Raw genomic sequence first — 17065 nt, forward strand, 5'->3', positions numbered from 1 at the left:
CTATTGGACGAAGCCAACCATGTTGCTCAAGTGCCCGACCAGGATGCAGAGGGAACGGGTGCGGGCAGATCAGACGCCTTGGTGCGGCTGCCCCTGCAACGGCAGGTTCAGTTCCTGCTCGGTAAGCTGCAAGGCAAGTGCATCGAACGCCAGTTCCGTTTCCCGCTTCAGTTGCTCACAGCGTTGCACATACTCACCACTGCCAAGGATTTCCTTCTCCTGATCCAGGGTATCCATCCGCGTGTCGAAACCGTCGGAGATCCGCGCATACGCCTCGGGATACCTGGCACGCAGGTACGGCGCCCAGAAGTCTCGCTGACTGATATAGCGAACCCGCTCTGCACCCGTTTCGGCAGCCAGCACGGTCGCATACGCCTGATCGAGGTGGGCCTGCGTAACCCCGGCAATGGCACGAAACTGCAGGGTCCGCGGTTGCCCTATCAGGTTCAGGCGGCTCGCCAGCCCCGTGCGATACGCCAGGCTGACCTCGACCTCATCCACAGCGTGCCCTGCGGCCAGCCGGTCAAGGCAGTCGGCACGGGCGATACGTTCCACCTCATCAAGCCGGAACATGCGCTGAGCCAACAACAAGCGGGCATCCCGCGTGGCAATCGGGTCGCCCCCGAATGTCACTTGCAGCACTCTCATACGGACTTCGAGCTGGCTGAAACAATGCGCCACACTATCAACGCATGTACGCGGGTCCGCCGCGCGGTCAAAAAGCTCTTCACGGAGCCGGGTATCGTGCGAGGCGGACTCCACCATACCCCACACTCTTCGCGAAAGGTCTTCACATGCAAGCCGAAAATCGGCGCTGTCAATCAGCTCTGCCAGTAGCAGGAAGAACTGCGTGCTGCCTGGCTCCTGCCTCAACGCGTCCCACTGCCCAGACCTGTTTGACTGACCATGCTCATCCAGTGTCGCCAGCCAGGCAGTCCTGGCATGCAGAATATCCGCCTCGTCCCCTTGCAAGTGGCCCGGTCCCGGCTGTACCGCGTACAAGCGCTCGCGGTCGGCCACCGACAGCGCGTTACCATCGACAAGCAGCCGCTGGCGCAAGGCCAGCGGAGCATCGATCAATGCCTGGGGCAAACTGGAAATCTGGTTGTTTCGCAGGTCGGCATGCTCAAGCAGGCCACACCATTCAAGGCCCTCCGGCACCACCTGCAGACCCGTGCGATACAGATGCAGCTCGCGCAAGCGGGAAAGTTGGTTGAAACGCAAGCTGATCGCACCCAATGGGTTGCCACTCAGGTCCAGTGTGCGCAGGTCGATGAGCTGCGCCAAGGCCCCCACATGGGGCGCCGTCATCCGGATCCGGTTGCTGGCCAGGTGCAAATAGCGCAAGCGGGGCAACGTTTCGAGCCCTTGCGGAATCGCCAGCAAGGCATTTCTGCTCAGGTCCAGGCGTCGCAAGCCAGGGAAAAGGTTCAGAAAACCTGCCGGCAAAGCTTGTAGCCGCAACCCCACCAGCGCAAGGTCCGTGATGTGGCCAAAGTCAGTACCCGCAGGCAGGACAGGCAAACCGTCGGCAGGCACATTGATAACACCAAGCCTCAATCCGCTTTGCTCATCATCGGGAAAATGAACCCGATCACCCTCCAGGCGCCACGCGTGGCGAAACGCGCTTGCTACCAGCTGCCGCTGCCCATGTTGAGGCTCGGATACAGCATCGGTCCAGCGAACAAGGCTCTCATCAAGCCTGCGGTACTGTTGCTCCTGATGCAGCAGATTGGCGTAGGCCGAGTGCGAGCTTCTCATGAGCATTTGCAAGAAGCGTTCGACGGCATCGTCATCGAACGAAGGGTACAGGCTACGAATCCGACGCAGCAGCACCTGCCTTTGAGCCGCTGGCGAAGTGCCCCGGCCGCTGAGCAAATAGCCGACCCGCCCATCGGGCAACCGGTGCAAGGGAGAAGCAACGGGCCTGGCTTCACGCCACCCTAGCAAACGGATCAACTCAAGGCGGTCACGCGGTAGCCAGCCTTGCATCGACACACGGATGCGCGCTGCGGCACCTTCACCAGCCCACCCTTCACGCTGCAGGAAAGTGGACGGCAGGCAGGCGGCCAGCACTTCGAATAGCCCGTGGGGCTGCGCCACCTCTATCTCGTTTTCCTGACCCATCTCGTCGTAGAGATCAAAGCTGCCGTCACGCCACACCATCACCGTGCCCTGATCTGCCGCACCTTGCTCAGGGAACAGTTTTTCCAGTGCGGGGCCAAAGGCCGACCCCTCGCGCAGTATCAGGTTGATGCTTCCAGGCGCCAAACCCCGGCGACGCAGCAAGGCGAATACCAAGGTCACCCAGTCGGCGTTGTAACCATTACGCAAGAACAGCGCCTCGCGTACCCGCGTAAGTCGAGCCTGCTGCAGCATCGCGCGCGCCTGCTCGGCCAACGCCATCGGCACGCGAGACTCACTCACCATGCGTTGGCGTAGCTCAACACTGGCGGTTTTGAGCAAATCCAGCGCGTACGCGTCAGGCAGCCCCGCAAAGCTGCCCTTCAGCGTGGCCAACAGCGGATCATCAACCAGGTAGGCTTTTGCAAAATGCTCCAGCATCGGGGCCCGCAGGTTTTGCGCAGAGGCCTGAATCGCCTGAATCTGTTCCGACAGTTGCAGCCCTTGCAGCCCCAATCTGTCATTGCACCACTGCAAGGCTTCGGCATCGTGGCCTTGCGCCCCCAGTTCGGCAAAGAACACCTCGATCCTGTCATCGACGGCAAAACGCTCCAAGGTATCGCGCAGCCCTACGGGCAGGTGCCGTCCTTCTACCAGCAAACCGCGCAAATGCGCCTCATCGACATCCGCGACTGTGAGGATTTGCGCGATCCGCTCCGGGCTCAATCCAGCTGCGCCAGGCCATAGACGCATGAGTAGCCGCTCACTGCCCTGCCACTCCAGTGGCCGCTCGTAACTGAGCCGCCAGGCGCGCTCGCCGTTACTCTCCAGAGAAGGGCCAAATACGCCCGCGCCGTCACGGTGCAATAATCGCCAGGTTCCCGCCGTATCGCGGCGCACCCGGTACAGCACACCCTCGCACCGCCACCCATGGGCCTGGCCATCGCTGAGCAGCCCGTTATCCAGTTCAGTCAAGGTCGGCACGGTCGTGTGCGCCTGGTATGGGCCTAGGTCGTAATGCCATAGACGTTGCTTGCCCGCCTCGGTGAGGACCGGCTCCAACTGCTCGACAAACGTACTGCGCGCTATCTGCACGCCCGTGGCGACCGCAGCGCCAGCAGCCACGGTAGTGGCCACCTGAAGCAGGTGCTCCAGTGCTTCGTGCTGGTGCCCCTGAGCCCAGTCGCGAGCACCTTCGAATACTTCACCCAGCACCTGCCGGGCCAGATCAGCCAAGAGCAGTGCACCAACGGCCGGCACGAAAAACCCGGCCAGGTTCAGCAGTACCAGCCCCGCAGCCTCCAGCTTTCGCAATCGTTCTGCCGCAGCCCTGGCGTTCGCCTGCGCCGTCGGCACGGCCAGGAAAGCCGCATCATCCTTGATGCGCTGAACATGCCCGACGGCCAAGTCGATGAACGCTTCGTTACCCGCAGCAACGGAGCAGGGTTCCAGGTCCGGCTGGTCATCCACCAGGCGTTTCCCCAGCGTCTGCTGATAATCTGCCTGCCCGCCAAGTGCAACCCGACGCGCAATCGCCTGGCGGAACTGGGCATTGCCCATGGCAGCCACCAGGCCTCGGTTAGCCGAACGCCAGTCACTGTAACGGCGCAGAGGCTGCAAAGGGTCGTCTGGCAGATACAGCAGCACGCCCAGCAGCTGCCTGGGGTTGAAGACCAGATCGGCAAACCCGCTTGGTGTTCCCACCAACTGGAACACAATGGCGCCATCCACCCGGTGCCCCAGGATCTGCAGCGTACTCATGTTGAGCTCATGGTCCGAAAACAGCTCTGGACGCTTGCCTTGCCCGACCTCACGCAGCATTCGCAGGTCACTACCTGCGAGCTGCCCTTTGAGAGCCGCAACCTCGACTGCAACCGCTAGCTCAAGGCGCTTGTCGATGGCCAGCTGGCGCTTGAAACTGGCCGTCAGGACCTGATCAAGATGGTCTTGATAGGCCTGACCGACATCTGCGCTACGGCACAGCTGCACCACATCGTCGACTCGCTGCGTGATGACACGCACTGGCTCGCCAGGCGCAGCGGTTGCATCGATCAGCGCCGTGTCGGTAAAGAACGACTCACCTTCCTTGAAGTTCTGCAACAATTTCTGCAAGGCCGGCACGGTCACGAAATAGGCCTCGAACGCCTGAAGCTGACCTTGGCTGACCTTCAAGCGCCGTCGCTCTTCACGCCAGTTGACGTTGGTCAAATCCATTTCCAGCTTCAGTTGCAACTTCATCGCCTGCTCGAAGTGCAGAGCGGCAAACCGCTCAAGCGGTTGCAACTGCTGCGAGGCCGCCGCCATGCGTTTCTGGCTCTGCAAATGTGCCGTCATGCAGGCCCGCAGCAACGCCAGTGGCCTTGGTCCGGCACCGCTCAGCCAGGTGGGCAATTGCTCGGCGATGAAGTCGTTGGCCGGGTGCAGCAGTTTCGGGTGAATCGTCGGTTCGGGCATGGTCAGGATCCTCAGGCATGATTCGACCTGCCACCTTGCCCTCACCGTTTACCGCGCCACAGCCGGAAGCGTTGGTCCCTCAGTGCCCTGCCCCGCGCGCCTGAATCAATGCCCGATAATGCCCAGGGTTACAGCCAAACCATTTGCGAAACGCCTTGTAGAACGAACTGTTGTCGGCAAACCCCAGTTGCTCGGCAAGCTCACCCATGGCCACCTCTTCCCGGCTTAACCAGGCGATCGCCAACTCCCTGCGTACGCTGTCCTTCAAACCCTGGTAGTTCTGCCCCTCTTCGGCAAGGCGCCGGCGCAGGGTCGACGGCGACAGGCACAGCTGCCGTGCCAGGCTGTCAGCATCTGGCCACTGTTCAGGGGCCAGGCGCAGCAAATCGGTGCGGATACGTCGCCCGAGGCTGGCCGGGTCACGGTACTTGACCAGGATATTGCCCGGCGCTTCGGCAAGAAATCGCTGCAGTTCCTCCTCGCTGCGCTTCAGCGGCACGTCAAGGCACGCCGAGGCAACGATCATGCGTGTGCGCGGGCGCTCAAAATGCAGGTTTTCCGAAAACATCACCCGATAGTCATCGCAAAAGGGTGGCTCGGCACAACGCAGGTCAATGCTCAGAATCGGGATACGCCGCCCGGCCAGCCAGCACGCCACCCCATGCACGATCATCCAGAACGTGAAATAGGTGAACGCGCGGCGCGGTTCGTCACGCGGCTCATTGATGACAATCTCAGCCAAACCTTCCTGGCGCACCAGGCTGGGCTGCATGTCCTGGAGCATCAGCGAAAGGAATGCCAGCGAGGTTTCCAGGCCCGCACCCAAGGTCGGTTGGCCCATGCTGGCACGGCACATGAAGGCCAGGCTGCCGCTGCGCAGGCCGCGCGGGTCCATGGCGAAGAACTCGTCATTGCAGCGACGTGCCAGCAGGCGCCACAACCGGGCATAGGACTCGGCACTGACACGCGCCTCAGGCAAGTGCAAGTGTTCAACGGCGATGCCCGCCCGGGCCAGCAAGCTGCTATCGGGCTCACCGGCGGGGCAGGTCTGCAACAGCGCTTCGCGCACCAGCTGCATGGAAATGGTGTCTTTGTCGCTCATCGACGGTCCTGTCGGCGGGTTGCCGGCCATCTTAGGCCGCCTTGCTGAAAACAGCCATCACAGCCCCACTGCCAAGCCCAGGAACGCCTGGATCAGGCGCAGTTCGCGACGGCGCTCCAGGCAACCGATCAGGTGTTGGTTGACCAGGCCCTCGCCGGACAATGGCCGTGCCACCACCCGCGGATCATTGGCCACTTCTGTAGAAGAAACAACACCAATACCCAGCTCCGAAGCCACCGCCTCGGTCACCGCCTCACGGCTGTCCAGCTCCAGCAATACACGCGGCTGCACGCCCGCCTTGAGGCACGCCTTGTCGAAGGTACGCCGCGTGGTGGAGCTGGGCTCGCGCAGTACCATGATCTGCTGATGCAGTTCGGCCAGGGGCAAGTCGCCTTCACCCTGGGCCCAGGCATGCCCCGCAGGCAACAACGCACACAGGCGTGATTCGCACAGGCTCTGCAGGTACAGGCCCTTGCGCGGCTCGATCTCGGTCAGCACCGCCACGTCGGCGTGTTCGGACAACAGCGCCGCCAACGTCTCCTGGGCATTACCCAGCCGCAAGTTGACCGTGATGCCGGGGTAGCGCTCGCGCAGCTGCGCCAGCATGGGCATGACCCGATGCGGGCCATCAGCCGCCACCTCCAGGCGCCCGGTCAGCAACTGCCGGTTGGCTTCAAGCATGGCCTGGGCCTCTTCGGCCAAACCAAACATAGCGCGGGTGATGGCCGCCAGGCGGGTGCCCTCTTCGGTCAACTCCACGCGCCGTGCGGTACGCCGCAGCAGGGTGATCTGGTAGTGCTCCTCCAGCGCTTTGACGTGCCCGGTCACGGCCGGCTGGCTGATGAACAGCCGCTCAGCGGCACGGGTAAAGCTGCCTTCCCGGGCCACAGCGTCGAAAGCGCGTAACTGAAACAGGTTCATATCTATCGGCCTGACTTATAGCTGAGATAACAACAAACAATTTGATTGATAGAAGCGTGAATTGCAACCTAGTCCACGTAGTTTCAGCCCACCGCTTGTGAGGAATAACGGAATGAGCAACGCCCCGATTCTGCTGACCCCCGGCCCCCTGACCACATCAATCCGCACCCGCCAAGCCATGCTGGTGGACTGGGGCTCCTGGGACCGCGATTTCAACCAACTGACGGCCAGCGTGTGCGAACAACTGCTGGCGATCATCGATGGCAGCGCCAGCCACCACTGCGTGCCCCTGCAAGGCAGCGGCACCTTCGCCGTGGAGGCGGCCATCGGCACACTGGTACCGCGCGATGGCAAGGTCCTGGTGCTGATCAATGGTGCTTACGGCCAGCGCCTGGCGAAAATCTGCAACGTACTGGGCCGCACTTACAGCACCTTCGAAACCGCCGAAGACCAGCCAACTACCGCCGCTGATGTCGACCGCCTGCTGGCTGCCGACCCGGCCGTGACACACGTTGCATTGATCCACTGCGAAACCAGCACCGGCATCCTCAACCCGCTGCCCGAGATCGCCCAGGTGATCCAGCGCCACGGCAAGCGCCTGATCATCGATGCCATGAGCTCGTTCGGCGCCTTGCCGATCGATGCCCGCGAAATTCCCTTTGAAGCGCTGATCGCCGCCTCTGGCAAGTGCCTGGAAGGCGTACCCGGCATGGGCTTCGTCTTCGCCGAAAAATCTGCCCTGGCCGCCGCCGAAGGCAATGCCCACTCGCTGGCCATGGACCTGCACGACCAGCACGCCTACATGGCCAAGAGCGGCCAGTGGCGCTTCACCCCACCCACCCATGTGGTTGCGGCCCTGCATGAAGCCCTGCAGCAATACAACGAAGAAGGCGGCCTCCCGGCCCGCCACCAGCGCTACACCGACAACTGCAAGACCCTGCTCGACGGCATGGCCGCCATCGGCCTGCGCAGCTTCCTGCCCGCCGAGATCCAGGCGCCGATCATCGTCACTTTCCACGCACCGAGCGATCCCCGCTACCAGTTCAAGGACTTCTACGAGCGGGTCAAGGCCAAGGGCTTCATCCTCTACCCCGGCAAGCTGACCCAGGTCGAAACCTTCCGCGTCGGTTGCATAGGCGTGGTCGGGGCCGACGGCATGCAGGCCGCCGTGAACGCCGTGGCCGACGTGCTGCGGGAAATGGAAGTGCTGGACATCTGACCCTTTGCCCACCCGAATTCAGGAAATAGCGCACATGAACTACAGCAACCCTACCCAACTGCAAGCCGCCATCCTCGACTGGGCCGGCACCGTGGTCGACTTCGGCTCCTTCGCCCCGACCCAGATCTTCGTCGAGGCGTTCGCCGAATTCGACGTGCAGGTGTCCATCGAGGAAGCCCGAGGCCCGATGGGCATGGGCAAGTGGGACCACATCCGTACGCTGTGTGACGTACCGGAAATTGCCGAGCGCTACCGCAAGGTGTTCGGCCGCACCCCGACCGACGACGACGTCACCGCCATCTACAACCGCTTCATGCCGCTGCAGATCGAGAAGATCGCCGTGCACTCGGCACTGATCCCCGGCGCCCTGGAAACCTTGACCGGCCTGCGCCAGGATGGCCTGAAGATCGGCTCGTGCTCGGGTTACCCGAAAGTGGTGATGGACAAGGTCGTGGAGCTGGCCGCACAGAACGGTTACGTTGCCGACCATGTGGTAGCCACCGACGAAACACCGAACGGCCGCCCATGGCCGGCCCAGGCCCTTGCCAACGTGATTGCCCTGGGCATCGACGATGTAGCGGCCTGTGTGAAGGTCGACGACACCGTGCCGGGGATTCTCGAAGGCCGTCGTGCCGGCATGTGGACCGTGGCCCTGGTGTGTTCGGGCAATGCCTTGGGCCTGACCTGGGAAGGCTACCAGGCACTGAGCGCCGAGAAGCTGGAAAGCGAGCGCAAGCGCATTCACACGCTGTTCGCAGGCTCCCGCCCACACTACCTGATCGACACGATCAACGAACTGCCCGAAGTGATCGCCGACATCAACCGGCGCCTGGCCAAGGGTGAGACGCCGCAGGCCTCCTGAGCCGGCCAGTGGGGCTGCTTTGCAGCCCCGGTACACGTTCTACTGCGGCAACTGCACTTGCGGCTTGGTCGAGGCAAAGATTGCCCAGCTGGACACAAACAGTGCTGCGATCAATGGCCCGATCACGAAACCGTTGAGGCCGAAGACCGCCAGCCCACCCAGCGTCGACACCAGGATCAGGTAGTCCGGCATGCGCGTGTCCTTGCCCACCAGGATCGGCCGCAGCAGGTTGTCCACCAAGCCGATCACCAGCACACCGAACGCGGTCAGGATCACCCCCGGCAATATCGCCCCGGTCAGCAGGAAATACGCGGCCACCGGCGCCCACACGATCCCCGCCCCCACCGCCGGCAACAGTGACAAAAACGCCATCAGCACCGCCCACACCAGTGCACTGGGAATATCCAGCACCCAGAAGATGAAACCGCCCAACGCCCCCTGGGTGATCGCCACCAACACGTTGCCTTTCACCGTCGCCCGCACCACGCGGTTGAATTTCAGCTGCAGTCGACGCTTCTGGTGCTCGGGCAGCGGCACGGCCAGCCGAACCCTGCGAGCCACGTCCGCGCCTTCACGCAGGAAGAAGAACAACAGGTACATCATGATGCCAAAGCTGACCACGAATTCGAACGTGCCCTGACCCAGGCTGAACGCCTGGCTGGCCAGCACTTGGCTGCCTTGGGTAGCCCACTTGCTGATCTTGTCGCGCAGCCCATCGAGGTTGCCCATGCCCATGCTGTCCAGGCCACGCTGGGCGAAGGCCGGGAGCATGTCCTTGCCGCGCTCTACATAACCAGCAATGTCCAACTGCCCGCTTTCAATGCGCTGGTACAAGGTGGCACCTTCCTGCACCAGCAGCGCGCTGGTAATGATCACTGGCAGGATCGCCACCAGCAGGCACACCAATGTGGTCGTGGCCGCAGCCAGGTTGCGCCTGCGGCCAAAGCGGATCAGCAGGTGCCGCTGCAGCGGGGCAAACAGGATGCCGAGTATCACCGCCCAGAAGATCGCACCGTAGTAAGGCAGGAGGATCCAGAAGAAAGCGATGGTCACCAGCGCCAAAAGTACTGCCAGGGCTTTGTTCTGTAGAGCGGCTTCGTTCATCGCAGGTCCTCAAGTGGCTTCTTGGATATTAGTGCGCGCCGCTTGGCTAAAAGTGCCGCCACTCCCTTGATGTAAATCAATACATGTATTTCCCGCCGGCCCTAGCATCCGCGCCTTTTGCCCCGGTGCGCACATGAACCCTACCGCCAAGCCCGAACTGCTGGCCCCCGCCGGCACTCTCAAGACCATGCGCTACGCCTTTGCCTATGGTGCCGACGCGGTCTATGCCGGCCAGCCGCGCTACAGTTTGCGGGTGCGCAACAACGAATTCGACCACGCCAACCTGGCGCTGGGCATCCAGGAGGCGCATGCCCTGGGCAAGCGCTTCTATGTGGTGGTCAACATCGCCCCGCACAATGCCAAGCTCAAGACCTTCCTCAAGGACCTCGCACCTGTAATCGACATGGCGCCAGACGCACTGATCATGTCCGACCCCGGCCTGATCATGCTGGTGCGCCAGCACTTCCCGCAGATGCCGGTGCACCTGTCGGTACAGGCCAACACGGTCAACTGGGCCAGCGTGCAGTTCTGGCAGCAACTGGGCCTGAGCCGGGTGATCTTGTCCCGCGAGCTTTCACTGGAAGAAATCGAAGAAATCCGCCAGCAGGTACCGGGCATGGAGCTGGAAGTGTTCGTCCACGGCGCGCTGTGCATGGCGTATTCCGGCCGCTGTCTACTGTCGGGCTACCTCAACAAGCGTGACGCCAACCAGGGCACCTGCACCAACGCCTGCCGCTGGAAGTACGACGCCACACCCGCCACCGAGAACACCACCGGCGACATCGTGCGTGAAGTGCAGCCCACCCTTGGCCTGGGCGCCCCCACAGAGCACGTGTTCCTGCTGCAGGAAAGCAACCGCCCCGGCACTGAAATGCCAGCCTTCGAGGATGAGCACGGCACCTACATCATGAACGCCAAGGACCTGCGTGCCATCCAGCACGTCGAGCGCCTGACGGGCATGGGTGTGCATTCGCTGAAGATCGAAGGGCGCACCAAGTCGCACTTCTACTGTGCCCGCGCGGTGCAGTCGTATCGCCAGGCCATCGACGACGCGGTGGCTGGGCGGCCGTTCGACCGTACCTTGATGGGCAACCTTGAATCCCTCGCGCAACGCGGCTACACCGAAGGTTTCCTGCGCCGGCATGTGCACGACGAATATCAGAACTACCAGCGCGGCAACTCGGTCTCGGAGCGCCAGCAGTTCGTCGGCGAGCTGACCGGCGAGCGTGTCGATGGCTTGGCCGAGGTCAAGGTGAAAAACCGCTTTGCAGTGGGCGACCACCTGGAGCTGATGACACCGCGCGGCAACTACCATTTCGATCTGCATCGCCTGTGCAACCGCCAGCAGCAGGCCATCGAGGTGGCACCGGGCGATGGCCATGTGGTGTACCTGCCCATTCCGGAGCAGGTCGCGCTCGAGCATGCCCTGCTGATGCGCGACCTCGGTGGCGACGAGGCAGCAAGCTGACAGTACTGTAACGTGCAACTCAGCGACCAGCCGCTTACGCTATGCTGCTGACCCAATGCTGGAAGGAGTGCTTCACCATGCTGCGCAAACACCTGCTGCCCCTGGGCCTGCTGGCCATCACCGGTCTGACCCAGGCCGCCGAGACCATCGACGTCTACCGTGACCCCAACTGCGGCTGCTGCAAGGCCTGGATCAGCCACCTGCGTGACAACGGTTTCACCGTCAATGACCACGTCGAGCCGAACATGAGCGCGGTCAAGCAACGCCTGGGGGTGGCGCCACGCCTGGCGTCGTGCCACACCGGCGTGATCGACGGCAAGTTCGTCGAAGGCCATGTTCCGGCCGAACAGGTGCGCCTGCTGGCCAAGCGCAGTGACCTCAAGGGCCTGGCCGTGCCGGGCATGCCCATGGGCTCGCCAGGTATGGAAATGGGTGACCACAAGGACGCCTACCAGGTCATCGGTGTGACCCCGGATGGCCAGGACACCGTGGTCGCCACCTACTGATGCTCAGCCTGTCGGCGCTGTTTCTCAGCGCCTTTGGCGCCGCCACGCTGCTGCCGCTGCAATCGGAGGCCGTGCTGGTTGGCCTGTTGCTGCGCCAGCCCGAGGCCTGGATGACCCTGCTACTGGTGGCCACCTTGGGCAACGTGCTGGGCTCGGTGGTGAACTGGCTGCTGGGCCGGGCCATCGAGCACCTGCGCGACAAGCGCTGGTTCCCGTTCAGCGCTGCCCAGCTGGAGCGTGCGCAGCAGCGCTACCAGCGCTGGGGCCAGTGGTCGCTGTTACTTAGCTGGATGCCGGTGATCGGCGACCCGCTGACACTGATTGCAGGGATCATGCGTGAACCGTTCTGGCGCTTCCTGCTGCTGGTCACCCTGGCCAAGGCTGGCCGCTATGCCGTATTGGCGATGATTACCCTGGGCTGGTTTCACGCCTGGTAACACCTTTCACGTTCTTGCCACGCACCTGGCTGCTAAAGTCGGGCACTCCCACATGGCCCTACACGGAGTGCCCCCATGCTGCGCGCAACCGCCCTGGCCCTGGCCTGCCTTGTCGGCAGCCCGGCCATCGCCGCCGAGTCGCCCACCTACGGCCCCCAGCTCGAAGGCTTCAGCTACCCACACCCGCTCAAGCATTTTGACTTCACGTCCCAGGGCCAGGCCCTGCAGATGGGCTACATGGACGTGCCCGCCCAAGGCCAGGCCAACGGTCACAGCGTGGTGCTGATGCACGGCAAGAACTTCTGCGCCGCCACCTGGGAAACCACCATCGACGCCCTGAGCAAGGCCGGCTATCGGGTTATCGCGCCCGACCAGGTTGGTTTTTGTACCTCCAGCAAACCTTCGCATTACCAGTACACGTTCCAGCAACTGGCGGACAACACCCATGCCTTGCTCGAACACCTGGGTATCAAGCAATCCATCGTGCTCGGCCACTCGACAGGCGGCATGCTCGCCACCCGCTATGCGCTGATGTACCCGCAGCAAGTGGAGCGCCTGGCCATGGTCAACCCGATTGGCCTGGAAGACTGGAAAGCCCTCGGCGTGCCCTACCGCACCGTGGACCAGTGGTATGCCCGCGAGCTCAAGCTGGATGCCGAAGGCGTACGCGAATACGAGCGCAAGACTTACTACGTCGGGCGCTGGAAGCCAGAGTACGAACGCTGGGTGCAGATGCTGGTGGGCCTGAACAAGGGGCCGGGGCATGAAGCGGTGGCGTGGAACTCGGCGTTGATCTACGACATGATCTTCACCCAGCCGGTGTATCACGAATTCAAGGACCTTCAGATGCCCACCTTGCTGCTGATGGGTGACAAGGACACCACTGCCATTGGCAGCGATATCGCTCCGCCGGAGGTGAAGGCGAAGCTGGGCAAGTATGACGTGCTGGGGCCGCAAGTGACCAAGATGATCCCCAAGGGTGAACTGATCACGTTCGAAGGCATGGGGCATGCGCCACAGATAGAAGAACCGATGCGATTCAACCGCACGCTGGTCGAATGGTTGAGCAAGTGAGGCGGGGCCGCTTAACGGCCCCTGCACGATTCAGCCAAACCGCTGCAGTTGCATCTCCCGCAGCCGGCTGAGGGTTCGTTGGTAAGGAAACGCCAAATACCCCTGCGTATACAACGCTTCAAGCGGAACCTGCGCCTCCAGATACAATGCCACCCGGCGGTCGTAGCACTCGTCGACCAAGGCAATGAAGCGGCGCACTGCGTCGTCCTTGGGCGACAGCGCCGGCAGCTCGCGATCACCGGCCACCACCCGCGCTGCGCCATCTTCAGTGCCACGCGCAATGCGCCCGGCCCGCTGCTCACCGCCCAGCGCAGGAATGCCCGACACCAGGACGGCGGGAAAACGATCACACAGGGACATGAACTCCATGGCTGCCAGCGGTTGTTCGCACAGGTCGGTGAAGCGGCACCAGATGACCTGCTCACTGCGTCGCACGACTTGAACGTGCCGGGAGCCGATGACCAAGGGCTGATCAGTGCCGGCGTCATCCGGGCTTAGCTGGCGAAACACCTCGCCCAGCGGGCTGTCCAGCCCTGCCTGCGCGACCCAATAACGTTGACGCTCTGCACCAGGGTGCAGGCGGTGGTCCTGTTCGCCTGCCACCGGCAGTACCTGCATATGCCGCTGGATAGCGGCGATGGCCGGCAGGAACCGCTCGCGGTTGAAGCCGTCGCGGTAAAGCTGTTCGGGTGGCTGGTTGGAGGTGGCGACAATCACCACGCCCTGATCGAACAGCACCTGGAACAGGCGGCCGAGGATGATCGCATCGCCAATGTCGTTGACGAACAGTTCGTCGAAGCACAGCACGCGGATCTGCCCGGCCAGTTCTCGGGCCAGTGCCAGCAGCGGATCGGCAGTGCCGTTAAGCAGGAACAGGCGCTGATGGACCCAGGCCATGAAATGGTGGAAGTGCTGGCGGCGACTGGGCAGGCGCAGGCAGCGATGGAACTGGTCCATCAGCCAGGTTTTGCCGCGACCAACCGGCCCCCAGAGGTAGATGCCCTGAGAGGTGCGGCCGTGTTCGACAGCCTGGAAGCAGGCTTGCAACGCCTCGACGGCGCGGGCCTGGGCAGGGTCGGCGACATAACCCTGAGTGGTCAGGGCTTGCTGGTAGAGGGATTTGGGATCTATAGCCATAACGAATTCTACACGGCAACGCTGTCCGTGTAGGAGCGTGTCAGTCGGCCAGGCCTACCTTCAGCAGCGCACCGTCCTTGTCATCGGTCAGCACATACAGGTACCCATCCGGCCCCACCCGCACATCGCGGACTCGGGCCTTCAGGTCCCCCAGCAAGCGCTCTTCATGCACCACCTTGTCGCCATCCAGTTGCAAGCGAATCAGCTCCTGCGTTGCCAGTGCACCCATGAACAGATTGTGGTCCCAGGCCTTGAACGTCGGGCTGTCGTAGAACGCCATGCCGCTGATGCCTGGCGACTTCTCCCACACATGGTGTGGGTCGACCATGCCATCGACGTGCTTGCCCTTGGCCTCGGGGATCGGCAGCAGCGAGTAGTTGATGCCATGGGTCGCTATCGGCCAGCCGTAGTTCTTGCCGGGCTCGGGGATGTTGATTTCGTCGCCGCCACGCGGGCCGTGCTCGTGGGTCCACAGCTTGCCGGTCCAAGGGTTGAGCGCGGCGCCTTGCGGGTTGCGGTGGCCAAACGACCAGATCTCCGGCCGCACGTTATCCTTGCCGACGAAGGGGTTGTCCTTGGGCACTTCGCCATCCGGCAAGATGCGCACGACCTTGCCTTGCAGCTTGTCCAGGTCCTGGGCAGTAGGGCGCTGGTTGTTCTCGCCCAAGGCGATGAACAGGTAGCCGTCGCGGTCAAACACCAGCCGCGAGCCGAAGTGGTTGCCCACCGACAGCTTGGGTTGCTGGCGGAAGATCACGCTGAAGTTCTCCAGCCGGGCCCCGTCTTCGGACAGCTGGCCACGGCCGACCGCGGTGCCAGCCTTGCCGTCGCTGCCCTCCTCGGCGAAGGACAGGTACACGGTGCGGTCCTTGTCGAATTCAGGCGACAGCACCACATCCAGCAAGCCGCCCTGCCCCTCGGCCCAGACCTTGGGCACACCGCTGATGGGCGGACCGACCTTGCCTTCGGCGTTGACCCGCCGCAAGTTGCCGGCACGCTCGGTCACCAACATGTCTTTGCCACCCGGCAGAAAAGCCAAGGCCCAGGGGTTGCGCAGGCCATCGGCCAGGGTGCTGACCGTCAAGGTGCCCTCTTCACTGCGAAACTGCTGCTCTGCCGCTGCCTGCGCCAACAGGGGCATGAGTGCGGCGGCAGTCAGGGTGGCTAGCCAAGGTGCTCTGGGCATGCAGGATTCCTTTCGTAAAGGCTTACGGCGCACGCGTGCTGTCGCGGGGTGGCCGGGTGGGTTCCAGGTTCGGGGTTTGCTGCTGGCGGCGCAGGTTGTCGCCGTTGCCGATGCCCCGGTTGTCCAGGCTGGGCGTGCGCTGGTACGGGTCGGTGGACGGGCCGCGCACGGGCGGGGTGGCCGGCATGCTGCCCTGGCGGCTGTTGGGGTTGGCGCGCTGAATCGGGCTGTTGTAGGGGTTGTTGTTGCCGGCGGCAAGCTGCACAGGTGGCTGCGGGGCAGCGTGCGCGGGCAGGCACAAGGCCAGGCCTAGCGCCAGGATGGGCAATGACGGGTTCATGCTTCACCTCCTGTACGAAAATGCCGCGCCTTGGGGGTGTTGATAGCCTAAGGCGCGAAGGGTTCGCGGCAAAAGTGTGAATGCGGGTGGAGTTGATTCCTGATGTTTCAGTATGGGCCTTGAAAGGCTACTTTGCGCGCGAAAGGCCGTAATGAATCTACTGGGCTCGGTCCACCTTGTGCCGCGCCGCATACAGACACAGCATCTCCATCGCCAGGGTCGCCCCCGCCAGTGCCGTGATATCGGCATGGTCATAGGCCGGCGCCACTTCCACCAAGTCCATGCCGACCAGGTTGATGCCGCGCAGCCCGCCCAGAATTTCCAGCGCCTGCACCGTGCTCAACCCTCCACACACCGGCGTACCTGTGCCAGGCGCGTAAGCCGGGTCGAGGCAATCGATATCAAAGGTCAGGTATACCGGCCGCTCACCCACCCGCTTGCGAATTGCCGCAATGATCGCCTCAGTGCCCCGACGGTGCACCTGCCGGGCGTCGAGAATGGCAAAGCCCTGGTTGTCGTCATTGGTGGTGCGCAGGCCTATCTGCACCGAGCTACCCGGGTCTACCAGGCCTTCACGGGCGGCATGCCAGAACATGGTGCCATGGTCGATACGCTTGCCCTCCTCGTCCGGCCAGGTGTCACTGTGCGCATCGAAGTGAATCAGCGCCAGCGGGCCATGACGGCGTGCATGAGCCTTCAGCAGCGGGTAGCTGATGAAGTGGTCGCCGCCCAAGGTGAGCATGGCGCAGCCCGCCTGCAGGATGTGCTCGGCATGAGCCTCGATGCTGTCCGGCACCGACTGCGGCGTACCATTGTCGAAAGCGCAGTCGCCATAGTCGATCACTGCCAGGTGGTCGAACGGGTCGAACGCCCACGGCCAGTGCCGGGCCCAGGCCTGCTGCACGGAGGCAGCACGGATCGCCCGAGGGCCGAAACGCGCACCAGGTCGGTTGCTGGTAGCGGTATCGAACGGTACACCGCTGACCACTACATCCACACCACGCAAATCGCGGCTGTAGCGGCGGCGGGAGAAACTGGTTATGCCGGCGTAGGTACTTTCTGCGGCAGTGCCGTACAGGCTGTCACGCGTCATTGCCTGGTCGTTGCTTGCGGCTTGCTCCACGGTCGGGC

14 protein-coding genes are annotated in these 17065 nt (G+C 63.1%); 6 read left to right on the forward strand and 8 right to left on the reverse strand.

Going from position 1 to position 17065, the window contains the following annotated elements; genetic code table 11:
• Positions 1-69: 69 nt before the first annotated feature.
• The 3 genes from QQL85_RS19605 to QQL85_RS19615 form a co-directional block, all read right to left on the reverse strand.
• Positions 70-4578, reverse strand: a complete 4509-nt coding sequence (locus QQL85_RS19605) for an NEL-type E3 ubiquitin ligase domain-containing protein (protein ID WP_284356400.1) — start codon at positions 4576-4578, stop codon at positions 70-72.
• Between the two features lie 79 nt (positions 4579-4657).
• Positions 4658-5680 (reverse strand): AraC family transcriptional regulator, encoded by a 1023-nt coding sequence (locus QQL85_RS19610; protein WP_284356401.1) that lies wholly within the window; start codon positions 5678-5680, stop codon positions 4658-4660.
• A 57-nt stretch (positions 5681-5737) separates the two neighbouring features.
• Positions 5738-6601, reverse strand: a complete 864-nt coding sequence (locus QQL85_RS19615; protein WP_284356402.1) for a LysR substrate-binding domain-containing protein — start codon at positions 6599-6601, stop codon at positions 5738-5740.
• 112 nt (positions 6602-6713) lie between these two features.
• On the opposite strand from QQL85_RS19615, the gene QQL85_RS19620 reads away from it, so the two are divergent.
• Entirely contained in the window at positions 6714-7820 is a 1107-nt protein-coding gene (locus QQL85_RS19620; RefSeq protein WP_284356403.1) for a 2-aminoethylphosphonate--pyruvate transaminase, read from the forward strand.
• A 34-nt stretch (positions 7821-7854) separates the two neighbouring features.
• Positions 7855-8682 carry a phosphonoacetaldehyde hydrolase gene (gene phnX, locus QQL85_RS19625; protein WP_284356404.1) on the forward strand — a complete coding sequence of 276 codons (828 nt, stop codon included), beginning with the start codon at positions 7855-7857 and terminating at the stop codon, positions 8680-8682.
• 39 nt (positions 8683-8721) lie between these two features.
• On the opposite strand, the gene QQL85_RS19630 is transcribed toward phnX, so the two are convergent.
• The gene (locus QQL85_RS19630; protein ID WP_284356405.1) at positions 8722-9786 is read right to left on the reverse strand and encodes an AI-2E family transporter; all 1065 of its coding nucleotides are present in this window, start codon (positions 9784-9786) and stop codon (positions 8722-8724) included.
• A 133-nt stretch (positions 9787-9919) separates the two neighbouring features.
• Here QQL85_RS19630 and yegQ point away from each other — a divergent pair, with 133 nt between their 5' ends.
• From yegQ to QQL85_RS19650, 4 genes are all read left to right on the forward strand, one after another.
• Entirely contained in the window at positions 9920-11254 is a 1335-nt protein-coding gene (gene yegQ / locus QQL85_RS19635) for a tRNA 5-hydroxyuridine modification protein YegQ (RefSeq protein ID WP_284356406.1), read from the forward strand.
• 77 nt (positions 11255-11331) lie between these two features.
• Positions 11332-11760, forward strand: a complete 429-nt coding sequence (locus tag QQL85_RS19640; protein ID WP_284356407.1) for a DUF411 domain-containing protein — start codon at positions 11332-11334, stop codon at positions 11758-11760.
• The gene (locus QQL85_RS19645) at positions 11760-12197 is read left to right on the forward strand and encodes a YqaA family protein (protein ID WP_284356408.1); all 438 of its coding nucleotides are present in this window, start codon (positions 11760-11762) and stop codon (positions 12195-12197) included. The genes QQL85_RS19640 and QQL85_RS19645 overlap by 1 nt, the downstream gene beginning before the upstream one ends.
• 75 nt (positions 12198-12272) lie before the next feature.
• Positions 12273-13271, forward strand: coding sequence for an alpha/beta fold hydrolase (locus tag QQL85_RS19650; RefSeq protein ID WP_284356409.1), 999 nt, complete (start codon positions 12273-12275; stop codon positions 13269-13271).
• A gap of 30 nt (positions 13272-13301) precedes the next feature.
• Here QQL85_RS19650 and zapE read toward each other — a convergent pair whose 3' ends face one another.
• The 4 genes from zapE to speB all read right to left on the reverse strand — a co-directional run bounded on the left by zapE (position 13302) and on the right by speB (position 17057).
• Positions 13302-14408, reverse strand: a complete 1107-nt coding sequence (gene zapE, locus QQL85_RS19655) for a cell division protein ZapE (RefSeq protein WP_284356410.1) — start codon at positions 14406-14408, stop codon at positions 13302-13304.
• Between the two features lie 40 nt (positions 14409-14448).
• Complete coding sequence (locus QQL85_RS19660; protein WP_284356411.1) at positions 14449-15594, reverse strand: PQQ-dependent sugar dehydrogenase; 1146 nt, start codon at positions 15592-15594, stop codon at positions 14449-14451.
• A 22-nt stretch (positions 15595-15616) separates the two neighbouring features.
• A complete protein-coding gene (locus QQL85_RS19665; protein ID WP_284356412.1) occupies positions 15617-15934 on the reverse strand; it encodes a hypothetical protein in 318 nt (105 codons plus the stop codon).
• Between the two features lie 157 nt (positions 15935-16091).
• Complete coding sequence (gene speB / locus QQL85_RS19670) at positions 16092-17057, reverse strand: agmatinase (RefSeq protein ID WP_284356413.1); 966 nt, start codon at positions 17055-17057, stop codon at positions 16092-16094.
• Positions 17058-17065 lie beyond the last annotated feature (8 nt).

Origin of the sequence: Pseudomonas putida (assembly GCF_030159595.1) — a bacterium.
Classification (GTDB): Bacteria; Pseudomonadota; Gammaproteobacteria; order Pseudomonadales; family Pseudomonadaceae; genus Aquipseudomonas; species Aquipseudomonas putida_AC.

Excerpts from the sequence above, each read along its gene's own strand:
- QQL85_RS19605 (WP_284356400.1), bottom strand. The coding sequence starts at position 4,578 with ATGCCCGAACCGACGATTCACCCGAAACTGCTGCACCCGGCCAACGAC.
- QQL85_RS19610 (WP_284356401.1), bottom strand. The coding sequence starts at position 5,680 with ATGAGCGACAAAGACACCATTTCCATGCAGCTGGTGCGCGAAGCGCTG.
- QQL85_RS19615 (WP_284356402.1), bottom strand. The coding sequence starts at position 6,601 with ATGAACCTGTTTCAGTTACGCGCTTTCGACGCTGTGGCCCGGGAAGGC.
- QQL85_RS19620 (WP_284356403.1), top strand. The coding sequence starts at position 6,714 with ATGAGCAACGCCCCGATTCTGCTGACCCCCGGCCCCCTGACCACATCA.
- phnX (WP_284356404.1), top strand. The coding sequence starts at position 7,855 with ATGAACTACAGCAACCCTACCCAACTGCAAGCCGCCATCCTCGACTGG.
- QQL85_RS19630 (WP_284356405.1), bottom strand. The coding sequence starts at position 9,786 with ATGAACGAAGCCGCTCTACAGAACAAAGCCCTGGCAGTACTTTTGGCG.
- yegQ (WP_284356406.1), top strand. The coding sequence starts at position 9,920 with ATGAACCCTACCGCCAAGCCCGAACTGCTGGCCCCCGCCGGCACTCTC.
- QQL85_RS19640 (WP_284356407.1), top strand. The coding sequence starts at position 11,332 with ATGCTGCGCAAACACCTGCTGCCCCTGGGCCTGCTGGCCATCACCGGT.
- QQL85_RS19645 (WP_284356408.1), top strand. The coding sequence starts at position 11,760 with ATGCTCAGCCTGTCGGCGCTGTTTCTCAGCGCCTTTGGCGCCGCCACG.
- QQL85_RS19650 (WP_284356409.1), top strand. The coding sequence starts at position 12,273 with ATGCTGCGCGCAACCGCCCTGGCCCTGGCCTGCCTTGTCGGCAGCCCG.
- zapE (WP_284356410.1), bottom strand. The coding sequence starts at position 14,408 with ATGGCTATAGATCCCAAATCCCTCTACCAGCAAGCCCTGACCACTCAG.
- QQL85_RS19660 (WP_284356411.1), bottom strand. The coding sequence starts at position 15,594 with ATGCCCAGAGCACCTTGGCTAGCCACCCTGACTGCCGCCGCACTCATG.
- QQL85_RS19665 (WP_284356412.1), bottom strand. The coding sequence starts at position 15,934 with ATGAACCCGTCATTGCCCATCCTGGCGCTAGGCCTGGCCTTGTGCCTG.